16 protein-coding genes are annotated in these 18,523 nt (G+C 70.3%); 6 read left to right on the top strand and 10 right to left on the bottom strand.

Annotated elements, in window-relative coordinates; translation table 11 throughout:
* Nucleotides 1-36: 36 nt before the first annotated feature.
* The 6 genes from ACYVLP_RS14770 to ACYVLP_RS14745 form a co-directional block, all read right to left on the bottom strand.
* Nucleotides 37-3,390 carry a PQQ-dependent sugar dehydrogenase gene (locus ACYVLP_RS14770; RefSeq protein WP_460628094.1) on the bottom strand — a complete coding sequence of 1,118 codons (3,354 nt, stop codon included), beginning with the start codon at nucleotides 3,388-3,390 and terminating at the stop codon, nucleotides 37-39.
* Nucleotides 3,391-3,549: 159 nt separating this feature from the next.
* A complete protein-coding gene (locus tag ACYVLP_RS14765; RefSeq protein ID WP_460628093.1) occupies nucleotides 3,550-4,671 on the bottom strand; it encodes a sugar phosphate isomerase/epimerase family protein in 1,122 nt (373 codons plus the stop codon).
* A gap of 93 nt (nucleotides 4,672-4,764) precedes the next feature.
* Nucleotides 4,765-5,997, bottom strand: a complete 1,233-nt coding sequence (locus ACYVLP_RS14760; RefSeq protein WP_460628154.1) for a Gfo/Idh/MocA family protein — start codon at nucleotides 5,995-5,997, stop codon at nucleotides 4,765-4,767.
* A gap of 128 nt (nucleotides 5,998-6,125) precedes the next feature.
* Nucleotides 6,126-7,187: a substrate-binding domain-containing protein gene (locus ACYVLP_RS14755; RefSeq protein WP_460628092.1), complete on the bottom strand. Its 1,062-nt coding sequence runs from the start codon at nucleotides 7,185-7,187 to the stop codon at nucleotides 6,126-6,128.
* A gap of 91 nt (nucleotides 7,188-7,278) precedes the next feature.
* The gene (locus ACYVLP_RS14750) at nucleotides 7,279-8,370 is read right to left on the bottom strand and encodes an ABC transporter permease (protein WP_460628091.1); all 1,092 of its coding nucleotides are present in this window, start codon (nucleotides 8,368-8,370) and stop codon (nucleotides 7,279-7,281) included.
* On the bottom strand, nucleotides 8,367-9,848 hold the full coding sequence (locus ACYVLP_RS14745) for a sugar ABC transporter ATP-binding protein (protein WP_460628153.1): 1,482 nt from the start codon (nucleotides 9,846-9,848) through the stop codon (nucleotides 8,367-8,369). The genes ACYVLP_RS14750 and ACYVLP_RS14745 overlap by 4 nt, the downstream gene beginning before the upstream one ends.
* 153 nt (nucleotides 9,849-10,001) lie before the next feature.
* Between ACYVLP_RS14745 and ACYVLP_RS14740 the strand changes: the two genes are divergently transcribed.
* The gene (locus tag ACYVLP_RS14740) at nucleotides 10,002-11,204 is read left to right on the top strand and encodes an ROK family protein (RefSeq protein WP_460628090.1); all 1,203 of its coding nucleotides are present in this window, start codon (nucleotides 10,002-10,004) and stop codon (nucleotides 11,202-11,204) included.
* A gap of 246 nt (nucleotides 11,205-11,450) precedes the next feature.
* Nucleotides 11,451-12,278 (top strand): HAD-IIA family hydrolase, encoded by an 828-nt coding sequence (locus tag ACYVLP_RS14735; RefSeq protein ID WP_460628089.1) that lies wholly within the window; start codon nucleotides 11,451-11,453, stop codon nucleotides 12,276-12,278.
* Nucleotides 12,279-12,321: 43 nt separating this feature from the next.
* Here the strand turns inward: ACYVLP_RS14735 and ACYVLP_RS14730 are convergent, their stop codons facing one another.
* Nucleotides 12,322-13,386 carry a winged helix DNA-binding domain-containing protein gene (locus ACYVLP_RS14730; protein WP_460628088.1) on the bottom strand — a complete coding sequence of 355 codons (1,065 nt, stop codon included), beginning with the start codon at nucleotides 13,384-13,386 and terminating at the stop codon, nucleotides 12,322-12,324.
* A gap of 65 nt (nucleotides 13,387-13,451) precedes the next feature.
* On the opposite strand from ACYVLP_RS14730, the gene ACYVLP_RS14725 reads away from it, so the two are divergent.
* Nucleotides 13,452-14,267, top strand: a complete 816-nt coding sequence (locus tag ACYVLP_RS14725; protein ID WP_460628087.1) for a metallophosphoesterase — start codon at nucleotides 13,452-13,454, stop codon at nucleotides 14,265-14,267.
* On the opposite strand, the gene ACYVLP_RS14720 is transcribed toward ACYVLP_RS14725, so the two are convergent.
* Together ACYVLP_RS14720 and ACYVLP_RS14715 are read right to left on the bottom strand one after the other, a co-directional pair.
* Nucleotides 14,258-14,767: a DnaJ family domain-containing protein gene (locus ACYVLP_RS14720; RefSeq protein ID WP_460628086.1), complete on the bottom strand. Its 510-nt coding sequence runs from the start codon at nucleotides 14,765-14,767 to the stop codon at nucleotides 14,258-14,260. The genes ACYVLP_RS14725 and ACYVLP_RS14720 overlap by 10 nt on opposite strands.
* 63 nt (nucleotides 14,768-14,830) lie before the next feature.
* Nucleotides 14,831-15,673, bottom strand: a complete 843-nt coding sequence (locus ACYVLP_RS14715) for a uracil-DNA glycosylase (RefSeq protein WP_460628085.1) — start codon at nucleotides 15,671-15,673, stop codon at nucleotides 14,831-14,833.
* Between the two features lie 426 nt (nucleotides 15,674-16,099).
* Between ACYVLP_RS14715 and ACYVLP_RS14710 the strand changes: the two genes are divergently transcribed.
* Nucleotides 16,100-16,588 carry a sigma-70 family RNA polymerase sigma factor gene (locus ACYVLP_RS14710; RefSeq protein ID WP_452271014.1) on the top strand — a complete coding sequence of 163 codons (489 nt, stop codon included), beginning with the start codon at nucleotides 16,100-16,102 and terminating at the stop codon, nucleotides 16,586-16,588.
* A complete protein-coding gene (locus ACYVLP_RS14705; protein ID WP_460628084.1) occupies nucleotides 16,585-17,286 on the top strand; it encodes an anti-sigma factor family protein in 702 nt (233 codons plus the stop codon). The genes ACYVLP_RS14710 and ACYVLP_RS14705 overlap by 4 nt, the downstream gene beginning before the upstream one ends.
* 273 nt (nucleotides 17,287-17,559) lie before the next feature.
* Here ACYVLP_RS14705 and ACYVLP_RS14700 read toward each other — a convergent pair whose 3' ends face one another.
* Entirely contained in the window at nucleotides 17,560-18,237 is a 678-nt protein-coding gene (locus tag ACYVLP_RS14700) for an alpha/beta fold hydrolase (protein WP_460628083.1), read from the bottom strand.
* Nucleotides 18,238-18,271: 34 nt separating this feature from the next.
* On the opposite strand from ACYVLP_RS14700, the gene ACYVLP_RS14695 reads away from it, so the two are divergent.
* Nucleotides 18,272-18,520: a DUF2630 family protein gene (locus ACYVLP_RS14695; RefSeq protein ID WP_460628082.1), complete on the top strand. Its 249-nt coding sequence runs from the start codon at nucleotides 18,272-18,274 to the stop codon at nucleotides 18,518-18,520.
* Nucleotides 18,521-18,523: the final 3 nt, after the last annotated feature.

The raw sequence follows: 18,523 nt of genomic DNA, 5'->3' as shown, positions 1-18,523 counted from the left end.
GCGAGGGATGGGTGCTCGCCGCCGGGCCACCCGCGGTCACCTCAGGGAGGCGATCACCGCGTCGGCGTCCCGCTGCAGCGCAGCGGAGGCCGCCTGGTCGGAGACGTTGGCCGACGACTTCGCCAGCCCGACGTACTCCTGCAGCTGCGAGATCGCGGCCGCGTTGCGGCCGGCGCTCGCGTGCTTGGCGGCCTGCTCGAGGCGCTTCTCGAGCAGCGGCTCGCCAGCCTTCGTGACGAGACCGGCCCGGGCGAGCCGCTCCGTCACCGCGGTCAGCTCGGACAGCGAGGTCGACGTCGTGAACGTCGTCGTCACCGTCCGGGTCAGACCGGCCTTGTCCGTGGTCGTGACCACGAGAGTGTGGGCACCCAGGGGGAGCCGCCACAGCTCGAGCGGCTGGTCACCCGCGACGGCCGAGCCGTCCACGGTGGCGGTGACCGTGCCGACCCCGCTCGTCGCGTCTCCTGCCGCCCACGTCACGTCACCGGAGTTGCCGACGGTGGCGCCGTCGGTGACTCCCGAGACCGCGAGCGTCGGCTGCGTCTTGTCGATCTTGATCGTCACCGACCCGACCGGCGAGACGTTGCCCCCGTTGTCCGTGGCCCGGAACAGCACCGTCGTCGAGCCCTCTGCCGACACCGTCAGCGCGGTGTTGGCGTTCACCCACGTCGTGCCACCGTCGGTGGAGCGCTGACGAGACGAGACCGTGCCGTTGTCGGTCGCGTTGACCGTCACCGAGACGTTGCTCGTGTACCAGCCGTTCTGGCCGTTGGGGTTGGCCGGGCTGAGCGTCGCCGAGACGGTCGGCGGCGTGAGGTCCGCGACGCCGCTGCCGACGAAGGTCAGCGCGTCGAGGTCCACACCGCCGGTCGAGGTGACGTACAGGCGACCGGTGCCGGAGGGCTTGTTCGCCAGTGACGTCTGCGACTCGGTCCAGCCGGAGCCGGAGACGGCCACCTGCGCGAACGGCGCTGCGCTCGGCGAGTTCCACCGCAGCGCAATGGTGCCCGTGCCTGCGCCACGGACCTTGACGGCGTCGAGGTTGGCAAGGTTCGTCGGGTCCCAGGCCAGCCAGTCACCGGCGTCGAGCGAGGTGACCTTGCGCAGACCGCTGGCCGTGCTGTCGTTGACGATCTCGACGCCCTGAGAAGCATCGGCCCACTCGGCCTCCTGCTTCTTCGGGTTGAGGATCAGCGACTCGGTCGTCGTCGCGGCCGGGACACCGGCGTGACCGCCGTCCGTGTACGTGATGACCACGACACCGAAGATGTTCTCGGTCACGCCGTGCTCGGTCGCATCCGCCGGGGTCGGGATCGCGAACTGGCATCCGGTGCCCTGGCTCAGCGGGTGAGCGTGCGCGTCGTGCCCGAGACCGAACGTCCAGGAGACGCGCGAGCACACCGTGGCGTTGCCGTCCTCAGGGTCGGTGGTCGTGATGTTGAACGGCACGGCCTGACCCCAGTCGAAGAACCCGCCGTTGTGCGCCGAGATGTTCACCGTCGGTGCGACGTTGCCGACGCTGATCGACGTGCTCGTCAGCGCCTTGCGACCTTCCGGGTCGGTGACACGCAGACGAGCGGTGAACTTGCCGAGCTCGGTGTACGTGTGGGTCGCCGTGACACCGGACGCGTCGAACGTGCCGTTGCCGTCGAAGTCCCAGTCGTACGTCAGGGCGCCGTGCTCGGGGTCCGACGAGCCGGAGGCGTCGAAGGTGACGGTCAGCGGTGCGTTGCTGCTGCTGACCGGGTTGGCCGAGATGGCCGCCTTCGGCGCCTTGTTGCCCGGCGAGTAGTCGATCCGGTAGAGGCCGGCGTCCGGGTTGGCCCGGAAGAAGCCGTCACCGTAGTCGAGGACGTAGAGCGACCCGTCCGGACCGAACTCGATGTCGATCGGGCTGTCCGTGATCGGCTGACCGTTCGTCTCGAGGGCCTTGTTGGGCAGGAACTGCTGGATGTGGTCGACAGGTCCGTTGGGCCACTGCACGGTGAAGGCCGCGAGGTAGTCCTGCGAGAACTCGGCGAAGAAGGCCTTGCGGTCCCAGTACTGCGGGAACTTCGTCGTCGACGGGTTTGCCGCGTCGTAGTGGTAGACCGGTCCACCCATGGGGCCCTGGCCGCCCTGCGGGTCGAAGTCGGTCAGCTCCGGCCACGGCTGGTGCGTGTTGTTGTCGCCGTAGTAGAGCGTCGCGGTCGTCGCCGGCGGGACGGTCGCGAGGCCGGTGTTCCAGCGGGAGTTGTTCTGCGCGCCGGCGTTGCAGTCGAACCACGGTCCCGGGGTCGAGGTCGCGTAGTCCCACTGGTTGTAGTTGGCGTTCGGGCCGTGGCAGTACGGCCAGCCGCCGTTGATCGGACGGTCGATCGCCGTCGTCATCCACTCCACGTAGCCCATCGGGCCACGCTGCGGGTCCGGGGCGCCGGCGTCGGGGCCGTAGTCGCCCCACGTGACCGAGTTGGTCGCCGCGTCGACGTCCATGCGGAACGGGTTGCGGACACCCATGACGAAGATCTCGGGCCGGGTCTTGGCGGTGCCGGGCGTGAACAGGTTGCCCGGCGGGATGGTGTAGCTGCCGTCGCCCTGGACCTTGATCCGCAGGATCTTGCCGCGGAGGTCGTTCGTGTTGCCGGCGCCGCGACGCGAGTCGAACCCGGGGTTCATGCCCGGTGCGTCGTTGTTCGGAGCCATGCCGGCGGCGCCCGGCGTGCTCGCGGGCGTGTTGTCGCCCGTCGAGAGGTAGAGGTTGCCGTTGCCGTCGAAGTCGACGTCACCGGCGACGTGGCAGCACTGGCCGCGGTTCGTCTCGACCTTGATGATGACCTGCTCGGTCGACAGGTCGAGCTTGCTCGTCGCGTCGTCCCACTTGACTCGGGTCAGCTGGTTGTAGCCCTTCCACTGGTCCCAGTACGACAGGTCCTGGCCTGCCGGGAGCGAGTTCGGGGCCGACCCGGTGGGGGTCGTGGTCACGTAGGGCGCCGTCATGGTGCGCGGCGCGTAGTAGAGGTAGACCCACTTGTTCGCGGCGAAGTCGGGGTCGATGGTGATCGTCTGGAGGCCGTCCTCGGAGTTGTTGTAGACCGGGACGGTGTTGATCACCTTGGTGACGCCCGAGTCGGGGTCGGTGAGGCGGATGTCGCCGTTGCGCGCCGTGTGCAGGACCCGCAGGTCGGGCAGCACGGCCATGTCGATCGGCTCACCGGTGTCCTTGGTGAGCGTGACCTTCTCGTAGTTCGACCAGTCGAGCGCCGCCTCGGCGCCGGCCTCGGCACCGTGGTCGACGCCGTCATGGGCGAGGGCGGGCTGGGCCATGACGCTGCCCAGCGTGGTCAGGGCGAGGACGGCGGCGGCAGTTGCCGCAACAGCCCTCCGACCTCGGGTACGACTTGTAGCATTCATCGATACGTCCTTCTTGACAGAGACGGGCGAGCCGCCCCCCGGGGAGCGCGCCGCTGCAACGGCACATGCACTCCCCGGGGGTCGGCGTTTACTTCGACGTATGCCGTCCCGCCGGCGTGTGGCGGGAGGGCGCCTTCTGCGTAACGCCGGGTCGCGACGTCAGCCGCGCAGCGCCGCCATGTTGGCGTAGCTGAGGGCGGCGTACTCCAGCGACTGGTTGGGGCTGGCGGTGCCGCCGGGCGCGTTGTCCTGCTCGTACATCGGGTTGTGGTAGCCCTTGGCCCCCGTCTGGCTGAGGAAGGCCTTGTAGTCGATGACGCCCGTGCCGAACGGGACGAAGTCGTAGCCGTTGGCCGAGCTCGGCACCGACTTGCCGTCCTTGGCGTGGAACAGCGGGAACCGGATCGGCTGGGCCTGGACCACGCCGAGCGGGTTGAAGATCGCCTCGACGGTCGAGCCGTCGGCCGCCAGGTAGGACTTGTGCTTGAACTGCGCGACGTGCGCCCAGTAGATGTCCATCTCGAGGTAGACGTTGTCCGGGTTCGTGTTGGCGAGGAAGTACTCGAGGCGACGGATGCCGGACGAGCGGGTCGGCCGGCCCAGTGCGTCCAGCGGCCCGCTGTCGAGCAGGAAGCTGTACGCCACGTCATGGTTGTGGGTGTAGAGCTTGAGGCCGTGCTTGACGCGGGCGCGCTCGCCGAGGATGTCCCAGCGCGCGGCGGCCAGGTCCCAGTCCGCCTGGTAGGCCGAGCTGGTCGGGTCGTTGCCCGTGCCGATGTGCTGCATACCGAGGATGTTCGCGATCTCGCAGGCGGCGTCGAACGACGCGAGGGTCGCGTCGGTGATCGACGACGGGATGCTGCCGTGGTTGCCCTCGGCCTCGAGCCCGTTGTCGTCGAGCCAGGTGCGCAGCAGCTGGGCGCCGGCGACGTTGTTGACGTTGCCACCGGGGGCGTTCGCGTGCTGGCCGTAGCCGGCGAACTCCACCTGCTTGTACCCGATCCGGCCGAGCTCCTCGAAGACCGCCTTGAAGCCGGACGCGTAGGGCGAGGTGCCGGGGTCGCGCGAGACGGCGTCGCGGACCGTGTAGAGGATGATCCCGCGCTTGCCGGGCGGGACGAGGACTCCGTTGCCGGTGCCCGGGGCTGCCGCAGCGCTGGTCGCGCTCGCGCCGGCGATGGCCACTGCCGCGGCCATGCCCGTCGAGGCGGCCATGAACTGGCGCCGGTTGAGACCGAGGCCCTTGGCGAGCTTCAGCGGGTTGACGTCGTTGTCGTGCATGGTGTGCGTGCTCCTTCAGCGTGACAGAGACAGGACTTGCGGGGTGGAGCCGAATCTCCTTTCAGGACAAGGCGGGGCCGCAGCCTCCGCAGTTCAGGACAGGGCCGGCGACGAGACGCGGCCAAGCTCGACCGGGGTCCAGGACCCCGAGCGCTCCGCGCTCGACTCGACCGCCGACAGGATCCGCTGCACCTGGAGCCCGTCGGAGAAGGACGGCCGAGGGTCGGCGCCCTCGGCGATGGCGGTGAGGAAGTCCACCGCCTGGTGGGTGAAGCCGTGCTCGTAGCCGAGCACGTGTCCGGGCGGCCACCACGCGGCGACGTAGGGGTGGGACGCCTCGGTGACGAGGACCCGGGTGAACCCGGCGTCTTTCGCGTCGACCTGCGCGTCGAAGACGTGAAGCACGTTCATGTCCTCGAAGTCAAAGGCCAGCGATCCCCGAGTTCCATTGATCTCCAGGCGAATCGCGTTCTTGCGTCCGGTGGCGAACCGGGTCGCCTCAAACGTCGCCAGGGCACCGCCGGCCATCCGCGACACGAAGACGGCAGCGTCGTCCACAGTCACCGGACCCAGCTGGGCGGATCCGTTGGCTGAGGCGGTGCCACTGATGCCGCTGCCGCCGGCGACGCCCGGGTCGGCGATCGGCCGCTCGCGCACGAAGGTCTCGGTCAGGGCCGACACCCCGGTGAGCGCCTCGCCGGTCACGTACTGGGCCAGGTCGACGATGTGTGCGCCGATGTCCCCCAGCGCTCCGGAGCCGGCGCGCTCCTTCTGGAGGCGCCAGGTGAGCGGCGACGAGGGGTCGGTGAGCCAGTCCTGGAGGTACTGGCCGCGCACGTGGTGGATCCGGCCGAGACGTCCCTCCGCCACCAAGGTCCGGGCGAAGGCGATTGCCGGGACGCGCCGGTAGGTGAAGCCGACCATCGACCGAACCGCCTGGGCCCGTGCGGTTTCCGCCGCGCGGACCATGGTCTCGGCCTCCGCGACGGAGTTGGCGAGCGGCTTCTCGCAGAGGACGTGCTTGCCGGCCTCCAGGGCAGCCACCGCGATCTCGGCGTGGGTGTCGCCCGGGGTGCAGATGTCGATGATGTCGATGTCGTCCCGCTCGAGCAGCCGCCTCCAGTCGGTCTCGACGCCTTCCCAGCCGAAGCGGTATGCCGTCTCGCTCGCTGCCGCTTCGTTGCGTCCGGCGACGGCGACGAGCCGTGGGATGACCGGCGTGTCGAAGTAGCTGAGGGCATTGCGCCAGGCCTGTGAATGGGCACGCCCCATGAAGGCGTAGCCGATCATCCCGACCCCGAGGGCAGGCTTGCTGGCAGTGGTCATGACGTCCTCACATCCGACGTAGGTGGTGGTCGGCGGCGACCCCTGCTTCGTCACCGCCACGAGCTGCTTGCGCTTGCAGGCCGTGTGTGGCGCCCGCCCCGCCGGAGTGCCGGGGCGGGCGCCCACTGTCACGACTCGAAGCCGAGCGGCAGGTACTGGTCGACGTTCTCCTTGGTCACGACCGGTGCGTTGAGGACGATTCGACGCGGGACCTCGACCTGGACGAGGTCGCTGATGCCCTTGTCCTGGGCGATCAGACGGGCGAGCTTGATGCCGTCGGCCGCCTGGGTCGGCGGGTAGATGACCGTCGCCTCCATCTTGCCGTCCTTGATCCAGCGCATCGCGTTGGCCGAGCCGGCGCCGCCGATGAAGGCCATCTCGTGCCGGTTGGCCTGGTCGAGCGCGGCCATGACGCCGACGCCCTGGTCGTCGTCGTGGTTCCACAGGATGTCGATCTTCGGCGCGGCCTGGAGCAGGTTGGACGCCTGCTTCTCACCCGACTCGACGGTGAACTCGGCTGCGACGCGGTTGTCGACGGTCTGGCCGCAGGCCTTGAGCGCGTCGGCGAAGCCCTTGCTGCGGTCCTGCGTCAGGGGCAGCGCGTCGATGCCGGCGATCTCGGCGATGACCGGGTTGCTGAGGTTCTTGTCCTTGACGAGCTTGCACGCGTAGGTGCCCGCGGACACGCCCATGCCGTAGTTGTCGCCGAGGATCGTGGCGCGGGCCGCGAACGGGCTCGAGAACTCACGGTCGACGTTGACCACGGGGATACCGGCGTCCATCGCCTTGGTGGCGACCTCGGTGAGGGCGGCGCCGTCCGTCGGCAGGAGCACGATCGCATCGACCTTGTCGTTGATGAAGGTCTCGATCTGGCTGATCTGCAGCGAGGCGTCGTTGGTGCCCTCGGCGACCTTGAGCTCCACGTCCGGGTACTTCTTGGCCTCCGCCTGGGCGGCGCTGTTGATGGCGCCGAGCCAGCCGTGGTCGGCCGCGGGGCCCGAGAAGCCGATGACGACCTTCTTGCCGGGAGCGTCATTGTCGCTCGCGGCGTTGCTACCCGCCTGCTGGGTCGAGGCCGCCGGGGTGGTGGCCGGGTCGTTGCTGGTGCAGCCGGCTGCAACGAGCGCGGCGCTCATGGCGAACGCCGCGACGGCGACGCGCTTGGTGGTGCGAGGAAGTGATGCAGACACGCTGACTCCTATGTGAGCGGGTGTGAAGGTGGTGCGCTGTGAGTTGTGGTGCTGTGCCAGAGCCCTGGCGGTGTCGATCCGGCCTTGTGGACTAGGTCGACCGGGTGCGGGAGACCCGCTGCTGGAGCAGGACGGCGGCGACGATGATGGCTCCCTTTGCCACCGCCTGCGTGGAGGTGTCGAGGTTGTTGAGGGTGAAGACGTTGGTGAGCGTCGTGAAGATGAGCACGCCGAGCACCGTGCCGACGACCGTCGCGCGGCCGCCGGACAGGAGGGTTCCGCCGATGACGACGGCCGCGATCGCGTCGAGCTCGTAGAGCTGGCCGTGGGTCGAGGTGCCGGTCGTCGTGCGGGCCATGAGCATGACTGCGGCGATGCCACAGGCGATGCCCAGCAGCACGTAGAGGGACATCGTGTGCCGCTGCACGCGGATGCCGGCGAGACGCGCGGCCTCGGGGTTGCCGCCGATGGCCAAGGTGCGGCGCCCGAACGTCGTGCGGTTGAGCAGTACCCAGCCGATGGCCGCGACGATGGCGAACATGATCACGAGGACCGGGATGCCGAGGACGCTGCCGCCGAAGAAGTCGATGAAGCCGCGCTCCCGGACGATCTGGGTGCGGCGCTTGGCGATGATCTCCGCCAGCCCGCGTGCCGCGGCGAGCATGGCGAGAGTGGCGATGAAGGGAGCCATTCGCCCGTATGCGATGAGGAGGCCGTTGACGAGTCCACACCCCGCGCCGACTGCTAGAGCGACGAAGACCAAGACGATCCAGTGGCTGTTGGCGGCCATCGTCTGGGTGGCGACCGTGGTGGCCCAGACCGAGGACAGCGCGACGATCGCGCCGACCGACAGGTCGATGCCGCCGCCGCCGATGACGAAGGTCATGCCGACGCTGACGACGCCAATGACCGAGCCGAGACGCAGGATCGTCAGCGCGTTCTCGGGGCTGGCGAACCGGTCACCAGCGGTGATGATGCCGACGATGATGAGCAGCAGCAGGGCGAGCACCAGCCCGGCGTTCCGCCCGGCGGGGCCGCTGAGGAAGCCGGCCAGGCCCCCGGAGCGGCGCTGGGCCGCGCCGCCGACGGCAGGACCACTCTGCTGCGCGCTCGCCGCCGCCCCCGTCGTGTCGGTGGCCGGGTCGCCCGGCGCCTGGTCGGCCTTCGTGACGTCGGCGCTCATGCCGCGTCTCCCTTCAGGATGATGTCGAGGACGGCGTGCTCGTCGAGCTCGTCGGCCGGACCCTCGTGGCGGACGGTGCGGTCGGCGAGGACCAGCACCCGGTTGGACAACCCGAGCACCTCGGGGATCTCGCTGGAGACCACGACGACAGCCACGCCGTCGTCCGTGAGCCGCCGGATCAGGCCGTAGATCTCCGACCGTGCCCCGACATCGACGCCGCGGGTCGGCTCGTCGAGGAGGAGGACCTTGCAGCCGCGGAGCAGCCACCGGGCCAGGACGACCTTCTGCTGGTTGCCACCGGAGAGCGTGCGCGACTCGCGGTGAACCCCGCGCGGGCGCACGTCGAGCGACTCGAGCAGTTCCTCGGCCGACTCGACCTCACCATCGCGGTCGAGCAGCCCGGCGCGTGAGAACCGGGCCAGGCTCGCGAGGCTGATGTTTGCGGCAAGTGACGCGTCGAGGACCAGCGCCTGGCTCTTGCGCTCCTCCGGGCAGAGGCCGATCCCGGCAGCGACCGCGGCCGTCACGGAACCGGGCCGCACGACCGTCCCGTCGACGGTGACCGTGCCGCCGGTGGACCTGCGTGCACCGAAGATCGTCTCGACGATCTCGGAGCGACCGGACCCTACGAGGCCGGCGAGGCCGACGACCTCGCCGGGCCGGACGTGGAAGCTGATGTCGGCGAACTCACCGTCGCGGGTCAGCCCCTCGACCTTGAGCATCGGCTCGGCATCGTCGACCTGCGGCTTGTCCGGGAAGACGTACTCGATCGAGCGGCCGGTCATGAGCCGGATCAGCTCCTGCGTCGGCGTGGTCTTGGCATCGAGCCCCGTGGTGACGGTCTTGCCGTCCTTGAGCACGGTGACGCGGTCGCCGATCTCGCGGATCTCCTCGAGGCGGTGCGAGATGTAGACGACAGACACGCCCTGCGAGGTGATCTCGCGGATGACCTTGAACAGCTGCTCGACCTCGCCGGCGTCGAGCACGGCAGACGGCTCGTCCATGATGATGAGCCGAGCGTCGCGAGACAGCGCTCGGGCCATGCTCACGATCTGGCAGGAGGCCGACGAGAGTGTGCCGACCTCGATGGAGGGAGAGATCTCGGGGTGTCCGAGCCGCTTCAGCAGGCCTGCCGCCTCGCGGCGGGCGGTAGCCCGCTGGGAGAATCCGAGGCGGTTCGGCTCATGCCCGAGGAAGATGTTCTCGGCGACGGTGAGTCCCTCGACGAGGTCGAGCTCCTGGTACATGGTCGCGATGCCGAGGTCCATGGCGGCCTGCGGGTGGTGGAGCGTGACCGGCTCGCCGGACCACTCGATGGTGCCCTCGTCGGCCTCGTGCACACCGGCGAGAACCTTGATCAGTGTGCTCTTGCCGGCGCCGTTCTGGCCGAGCAGGCAGTGCACCTCGCCTGGCAGAACATCGAGGTCGACCCCACCGAGGGCCACGACCCCTGGAAAACGCTTGACCACGTTGGTCATTCGCAGCAGCGGTGCGTCGGCATCGTCTCGCCGTCGAGATTCCATGCGTCACACCGTGGCCCACTTTTGTCGGGACGTCAAGCAAAAGTTTCGACCGTGAGACACAAAGCCGAATGCGTGGCATACGGAAGCCGCATGTGCTTCACTGCAATCGTGCATTCCGCTGAGCCATCGTCGTCAGCCTCAGGCGCCAACGGCGCAGGCGAGCTGCTCCAGCTGCTGCGCGACGAGACTCCCCGCACCCGGGCCGAGCTGGCGAAGCTCACGGGCCTGGCTCGCTCGACCGTCGGCGCCCGCGTGGACGCCCTCCTCGCGACCGGCCTGCTCGCCCCGAGCGGTGAGGCGGCCAGCACCGGAGGACGCCCGCCGATCCGCTTCGCGTTCAACCCCGAGGCCCGGGTCGTCGTCGGCGCAGACCTCGGGGCGACCCACGGGCGCATCGCGCTGACCGACCTGAGCAGCCGCCCGATCTGCGAGATCGCCGAGAAGCTGGACATCACCGACGGGCCCGGCCCGGTCCTCGACTGGGTCATCGCCGCGACGAGACGCCTTCTCGAGCAAGCCAACCGGATGCCGAGCGAGCTCATCGGGATCGGCATCGGGCTGCCCGGCCCGGTCGAGCACTCGAGCGGTCGCCCGATGCGGCCACCGATCATGCCCGGGTGGGACGGCTACAACGTCCCGGCCCACGTGCGACGCGCGTTCGACGTGCCGGTGCTCGTCGACAACGACGTCAACATCATGGCCCTCGGCGAGCACGCCCTGGCCCACCACGACGTCGAGCACCTGCTCTTCGTCAAGGTGGCCACCGGGATCGGCGCCGGCATCATCAGCGGGGGGCGCCTGCACCGTGGGGCAGTGGGCGCCGCCGGCGACCTGGGACACGTCGCCGCCCCGCACGCCCCCGACGTCCTCTGCACCTGTGGCAACAGAGGCTGTCTCGAGGCGGTCGCAAGCGGACGCGCAATCTCCAAGTCGCTCAATGAGATCGGCATCCAGGCCGAGAGCAACGCCGACATCGTCGAGCTCGTCCGCAGCGGCAACATCCCGACCGCCCACGCCGTCCGCCAGGCGGGGCGCACGATCGGCGAGGTCCTCGCAACCTGCGTGAGCCTGCTGAACCCGTCAGTCATCGTCATCGGCGGCTCACTGGTCCAGGCGGGCGAGAGCCTCATCGCCGGCGTGCGCGAGGTGGTCTACGGCCGGTCGCTGCCCCTGGCCACCGGCGGGCTGCAGATCGTCTCGGCCACGACCGGGGTCCAGGCCGGTGTCATCGGCGCGGCCACCATGGTCGTGCAGCACGCCCTGACGGCCGACCGCGTCGACTCGGCGATCGCCGCCCAGTCCGCGTCCTGAGCGCCATCACTTGGCTCGCTCCATCACATTGGCTCGCTCCGCTCGCCAGTTCGGCGCGCCCTGACGTCACGCCTTCCCTCCTCGACTCGCTCGCTGGCGCTCGCATCGCTCGTCAGTCCAGACGTGACGCGCGCCAAACCCTCGGCTCGCTCGCTGCGCTCGTCGGTCCAGGCGCGACGCGCGCCGGACCATCACTTGGCTCGCTCCGCTCGCATGTAGGGCGCGCATTGCCACCACAATGGGGCCATGACCGAACACCGCCCCGTCGAGACCTGGCTCACCGACATGGACGGCGTCCTCGTGCACGAGGAGGTGGCGATTCCCGGCGCCTCCGACTTCGTCGAGGCGCTCAAGGCCTCGGGCAAGCGCTTCCTCGTGCTCACGAACAACTCGATCTTCACGCCGCGCGACCTGCGGGCCAGGTTGCTCGCCAGCGGCATCGACGTGCCCGAAGGTGCGATCTGGACCTCGGCACTGGCCACCGCGCAGTTCCTGGCCGACCAGCGACCCGCCGGGACGGCATACGTCGTCGGCGAAGCCGGGCTCACGACCGCGATGCATGGTGTCGGCTACGTCATGACCGACCGCGACCCCGACTACGTCGTGCTCGGTGAGACGCGCACCTACTCGTTCGAGGCGATCACCCGCGCGATCCGCCTCATCGACGCGGGAGCGCGCTTCATTGCGACGAACCCCGACCCGAGCGGGCCGAGCCCGGCGGGGCTGCTCCCCGCCACCGGCTCGGTGGCGGCGCTGATCAGCACGGCCACGGGCCGCCAGCCCTACTACATCGGCAAGCCCAACCCGCTCATGATGCGCAGCGCCCTCAACCGGCTCGACGCCCACTCCGAGACGACGATCATGGTCGGTGACCGCATGGACACCGACATCATCTCCGGCCTCGAGGCGGGGCTGCGCAGCGTGCTGGTGCTCACCGGCTCGACGACCCGCGAGCAGATCGAGAACTTCCCGTACCGCCCCAGCCGGGTCGTCGACTCCGTAGCCGACCTGGTGCGTTTCGTCGACCACGCACCCCCCGGGGCAACACACCCGGAAACCGTCCGCTCGGAATAGTTGCAACCAGGTCGTGCTGCCGATTTCCGGGTGTGTTGCGGAGTCAGCGGCGCTCGACGGGGAGCCCGAGGAACTCGCCGAGCCGCGCGACGGCCGCGTCCACACGAGCGTGCTGGTCGGCGGTCGTCGAGGGCGCGAGGCGGGTCTCGACGACGACCCGGTCGCGCTCCACCGTGCGCCGCCACATCCCGACGCGGACCTGGTCGACGAGCACGGCCGTGTACCACGGAAAACCTTCCGGCTCGGGCACCTCCGGCGCGACGGGAAAGTTCACGGCCGGATAGGTCAGCGTCACCTCGTCGTAGGTCGTGAGCAGATGCGCCTCGTCGCCCCGGGTCGTGCGAGCCGGGATCGTGGGGTCGAACCAGTGGGGTATGCCGTCCACCTCCACCCGCTCGAGGACGCCCTCGAGCTCGCCGACCGCGCGCTTGACGTCGGCGACCGTGAATGACGACCACCGGGCGAGGTCCTTGACCGAGGCGGGGCCGTGGCCGGCGAAGAACCGGCGCGCCAGCTCGACGAGGGCCTCCTCCCGCGACCGCTCGGGGGTGGGCGCGACCAGCTCGTCGACCAGGCCGTAGGAGTGCTGCACGCCCTTGACCGGGCCACCGCAGATGAGGGCCCGGAGCTCGGCGAGGAGCAACAGGTGCCCGACCCCCTCGCCCTTGCCGAGCAGCCCCGCCGCGGCTAGTCGATCGCCGATCTCCTTGCGGGTCAGGAACGTCCGCCCCGCGAGCGATGACGAGATGACGCCGAAGGCCCGCTCGACCGTTGCCTCGTCGAAGCCGAACTTGCGCAGGTACGGCGCCTCCTGCTGCTCGACCCGAGGGGAGGTGAGCGCGAGGATCCAGCGCAGGTCCTCCGGTGCGACGTAGTGCCAGGTGGGTCGCAGGATGTGGGTGCGCACGAACGCGCCGGCGTCGTGCTCGGCTCGCACGGCGGCATACGTCCCCGCCCGGCTGCGCTGGGACAGCGCGAAGAACGCGTGGTCCCGCTCCTGGGACTGGACGCAGGTGAGCAGGCGGACGGCGTCCGCGGCACTGGGCAGCGGCGCGGACGAGAGCCGCTGTGTCGCAAGGCGACGGCGAAGGACGCGATGACGATCCATGCGACCCAGCATGGCTGGTCGGACCCCGATGGACCCGGCGTTCGTCGGGCCCTACCGTGACGAGGGTGACCTCTCACTTCGTCGTGAGCGACGTGCACGGGCATGCCGACGACCTCGTCGAGGCTGTCCGCGACGCCGGGCTGGTCGACAGGTCGGGCGACTGGGCCGGCCACGACGAGCTGTGGGTGCTCGGCGACTACTTCGACCGTGGACCGGACGGGGTCGCCGTCGTCGAGGCGCTCATGCGCTGGCAGGACCAGGCGAGCGCCACCGGAGGCCGGGTCGAGGCGCTGCTCGGCAACCACGAGGTGCTCGCGCTCGGCATGCGGTGGTTCGGCCAGACGGAGGTCCCCGGCCCGCGGATGTCCGGACGCAGCTTTCTCGGCAGCTGGCTGCTCAATGGTGGCCAGCTGCACGACCAGGCCGCACTGACCGAGCGCCACGAGGGGTGGATCGTCAGGCGTCCGATGCTTGCTCGAGTCGGCAGCTGGCTGCTGATGCACTCCGACACCGTCGACTATCTCGACTGGGGCAGCACCGTCGACGAGGTCAACGCGGCCGCCGAGGTGCTCTTGCGGGAGCGCCGGCTCGAGGACATGTGGGAGTGCTGGCGGCGCCTCACCTCACGGGGCGACTTCCGGGGTCGCAAGAGTGCGGCGAATGTCGAGCGGATGCTGTCGACCCTCGGCGGGACGCGGATCGTCCACGGGCACAGCACGATCCCGTACATGCTCGGAGTGGACGCGGGATCGCTCGACCCGCTTCCGGTCGCCTATGCCGACGGGCGGGTCCTCGCGGTGGACGGGGGCCGATACGAAGGCGGCCCGCTGATCGTGGCCCCACTGGACGCCATCGAGGAGCAGCTCGACGCTCAGTCGTGAGCGAAAAGCCTTCGCCACCAAGGCATTCGCTGGATCGCCGCACGCTCAGCCTCCGCTGCACGGGCTGCCTCCTCGGCTGCGGTGCGCGCCTGCTCCTCGCGCTGGGCTCGGAGGCCGCGCCACTGCTCGACCATCTCGTCGACGTCGATCGTCTTGGCGAGGAGCGGAGGCAGGTTCCCCACAGCCGGACGCAGCCGGTCGGCCAGGACTCGCTTGTTGTAGTCCGTGATGATCTCGCGCACGTGCCTCTCGGTGCGGACCTCGGCGAGTGCGTCCGGGTAGCCCGCCGCCTCCTTGCGCAGCCCGAGGGCGCCCGGCAGCGCGCCGGTGAAGTCGAGGTTCTCGCGCTTGGCCATCCGCTTGACCCACCAGTCCGGGTCGCCGGAGTCACTGAGGTCGAGCGGCTTCCCGGCGCCGGGCAGGTCATCGAAGTCGCCGCGCTCCTGGGCCTCGCGGATCTGCCGCTCGACGGCGCTCTCCCAGTACGGCTGGCTGGACATGCCATCCACGCTAGCCGATGGGGTGTGCCGTTCCATCCCGGCCGAACGTCACGTCCGCGGTGCTCACAGGCGTGCGATGACCTCGTCGAGCATCGCCTCGGTGAGCTTGCCGGTGAAGGTGTTCTGCTGGCTGACGTGGTAGCTGCCGACGAGCCGTACCGTGCGGCCGCCACCGGTCGTGAGCACGGCCTCGGCGCCGTGGCCGAAGCGTGGCTTGCGGGCCGGGAGCGCCCACCCACGTCGCCGGGCGGCCCCGAGCGCGGCGTCCCACCCGATCGACCCGAGGGCGAGCAGGGACCGCAGCCGCGGTTCGGCCAGCTCGAGGTCGCGGTCGAGCCAGGGCGCGCACGTCGCCTTCTCCTGCGTGGTCGGCTTGTTCGCAGGAGGGGCGCACCGGACGGTGGCCACGATGCGCAGGCCGCGCAGCTCCAGGCCGTCCCCGGCGGCGACCGACGTCGGCTGGGTGGCGTACCCGGCTCGGAAGAGTGCGGCATACAGCCAGTCCCCCGAGCGGTCGCCGGTGAACATCCGGCCCGTGCGGTTGGTGCCGTTGGCAGCGGGCGCCAGCCCGATGATGAGGACCTCGGCCTCGGGGTCGCCGAACGAGGGTCCGGGGCGGCCCCAGTACGGCTGGTCGGAGAAGGCGGCGCGCCGCCCGTGCGTCGCGACCGCCTCGCGCCACGTCACGAGGCGCGGGCAGGCCCGGCACACGCTCACCCGCGCGTCGAGCTCGGGTATGCCGTCCGCGCCCTTCGCGAGAAGTCGCACCTCGTCCGCCGTGGTGGCCACCGGGGTCTCCGACGTCGCGGGGTCGCCCGGCCAGCCGCTGCCCGGGGGCACCGGCGACGCAAACAGCGCCCCGGTCACCGGGTGCGGAGCGGGCTCAGCCCAATCAGCTCGGCTCATATGTGTTCAACTTACTGAGTCAGCCGCGGCGAAAGCGACGCGCCCGGGTCGCTGTGCGTGCGTCGCGGTCATGGCCCCGATCAACGCACACGCGACCAAGGCAGAGCCGCAGCGAAGCGAGGCGCCAAAAGCACAACCGCGCCGCCGGCGTTGCCTGGACGCAGCGCAGCGAGCTGGGTCCCACGCTCTGCGTGGGAGGAACGAGCGAGCGGAGCGGAGGAAGGCAACGCCTCAAAGGCGCCGCGGCACGCGCCGGAGGCGCCAAAAGCACAACCGCGGCGCCGGCGTTGCCTGGACGCAGCGCAGCGAGCGAGGTACGAGCGAGCGGAGCGGAGGAAGGCAACGCCTGAGGGCGCCGCGGTGAACCAAGCGGACGGCCACGGCGTCTTCGGAGCCGGAACGAGATCAAAGGAGGTGGCGGCCGGAATGCCGCTCGACGACGAGGCGGTCGCGGAGATCTACCGCGAGCATGGGCCGATGCTGCGTCGGGTCGTCTGGCGTGCCACGAGCGACGCCAACCGGGTCGACGACATCGTCCAGGAGGTCATCCTGCGCGTGTGGCGCCAGGCACCGGAGGCCGACAACCTGCGCGCCTACCTCATCACGACCGCGCGGCACCTCATCGTCGACCAGCACCGAGCCGCGGGGCGACGCCCCCAGGAGGCCCGGATGGTGGACATCGCCGAGGAGGACGCCGCGCTCGACCGGGCCCTGGACCAGGTGCTCGTCGAGGAGGCGCTGGGCCGGCTCCAGGCCAACCACCGAGACATCGTCCGCTGTCTGTACTACCAGCGACTCACCGTCGCCGAGACCTCGAGCCGCCTCGGGGTGCCAGAGGGAACCGTGAAGTCAAGAGCTTTCTACGCCGTGCGCAACCTGCGCGTCATTCTCGACGAGATGGGGGTGACGAGATGACCATCGGACCCACCGGCACGACCGGGCCTGAGGACCTGCATGTCCTGCTCGGCGCCTATGTCCTCGGCGGGCTCTCGGACGAGGACCACCGCGCCTTCAGCGAGCATCTGCGGACGTGCCGGCAGTGCCAGGCGGAGCTGGGCCAGGTGTCCGGCATCCCGCGCCTGCTCCATCTCGCCGGCCCGGCCGGTGGCCCGCATCTGGCGACCACCCAGACCGGGGCACCGGAGCCCGCGCTCGCCGAGCCGGACGACGCCCGTGTCGCTCGCCTGCTCCGTGAGGTCGGGCGTCGTCGACGCCGGCGCCGCACGTGGTTCGCGTCCCTGTCCGCTGCCGCGGCGGTGCTGCTGTTCGTGGCCGGGGGTCTCATCGGCCCGAGCATCGTGGCGTCCAACCCGCCCACGACTCACGTCGCCGCGGCTGCGCTGCCGGGGAGCTCGGTCAAAGTCGATGTCGCGCTCGTGACTCGCGGCTGGGGCACCCAGCTCGACATCGACTGCGAGGACATGCCCAAGAACGGCGAGCTGCTGCTCTGGGTGACCGACCACAACGGCAAGCAGACGCCGGTCGCGTCGTGGCTCGCCACCCCGTCCGGGTACTCCAAGGTCACGGGTGCGACCGCTCTTCGCCCCAACGAGATCACCCGGGTGGAGATCCGGACCGGCACCGGGCGACTGCTCGCTGCGGCACAGACCTGACGGCGCGGACCTGAGGGCACCGGTCGCAGGACGGGGATCTGGCGGTGCAGCCGGCCGGCACGCCGTCCGGCCGACGGCGTGCTTAAGGGCCCGGTTCGCGGGTGCGCAGGTCTGCGATTCCGGGCCCTTGGTGGCGGTTAACGTACCTCGACGGGCCAGCCGCCCAAGCTATTCGGTTGGGGGATCCCCCTGGGGGAGTGGTGCGGGGAGGCCCCCCTTCCCCGCACCGTTCCCCTGCCAGACAGAGACCTCGGGTGCCCGCCTGATACACCGTCAGCCGATCAGGTATGCCGCCAGCTCGCGCGGGTGCGACAGCGCGGCCAGGTGCCCGCCGGGCACCACGTCGATGTCCAGGCCGAGACGCTCACAGGCCACCCGGCGCTGCAGCTCGACGGGGAAGAACCGGTCGTCCGCACCGGCGACGACGCGGGTGGGCACATCGGGCCACGCGTCGATAGTGCAGACCGAGTCGAAGATCACGTCGGCCTCGGGCCGCTGGTACGGCTCCCCCTCGGCGGCGACCTGGGGGTCGACGTCGTGCAGGAAGTAGGTGTCGAGATCGAACTCCTCGGGCCAGCCACCCGCTCGGGCCGCCGCGACTCGAGCCTGGGTCTGGCCGACCGCGTCCCACCAGCTGCCTGGGGTCTCGCCGGGCATCGGGACCATGGCGTTGAGCATCACGATCCCGGCGACCGGCCGACGGCTCGCGACGATGGGTGCGGTAAAACCACCGAGCGACTGGGCCACGAGCACGACATCCTCGCCACGCGCGAGCGCGGGGTCGATCGCGGACTCGACCAGGGCGGCATACTCCGGCAGCCCGGCCGACTCGTCGTCTCCCGGCAGGTCGACGGGAGCGGCGGAGTGCCCCGCGGTGTCGAGCAGCGGTGCGAGCCGGTGCCAGAACCACGCGGTGCCGCCGGCTCCTGGGATGAGCGCGAATGTGGTCACCGTCCACATGCTAGCCGCGTGCGATAGTGGCGACATGGCTGAGGACCCCTCGATCCAGTCCCACATCAAGTCGCTCATCGACGAGGAGCACCGGCTCCGGTCGGCCCTGCAGGACGGGGCGATCACCGTCGACGAGGAGCACGCGCGCCTCGGCCGCATCGAGGTCGAGCTCGACCAGTGCTGGGATCTGCTCCGTCAGCGGCGCGCCAAGCGGGAGTTCGGCGAGAACCCCGACGAGGCGCAGGTGCGCGACGCCCGGATCGTCGAGGGCTACCAGGGCTGAGCG

The organism is Intrasporangium mesophilum (assembly GCF_054783095.1).
The sequence above is the reverse complement of the archived record's forward strand: the minus strand, read 5'-3'. Positions and strand labels throughout refer to the sequence as shown.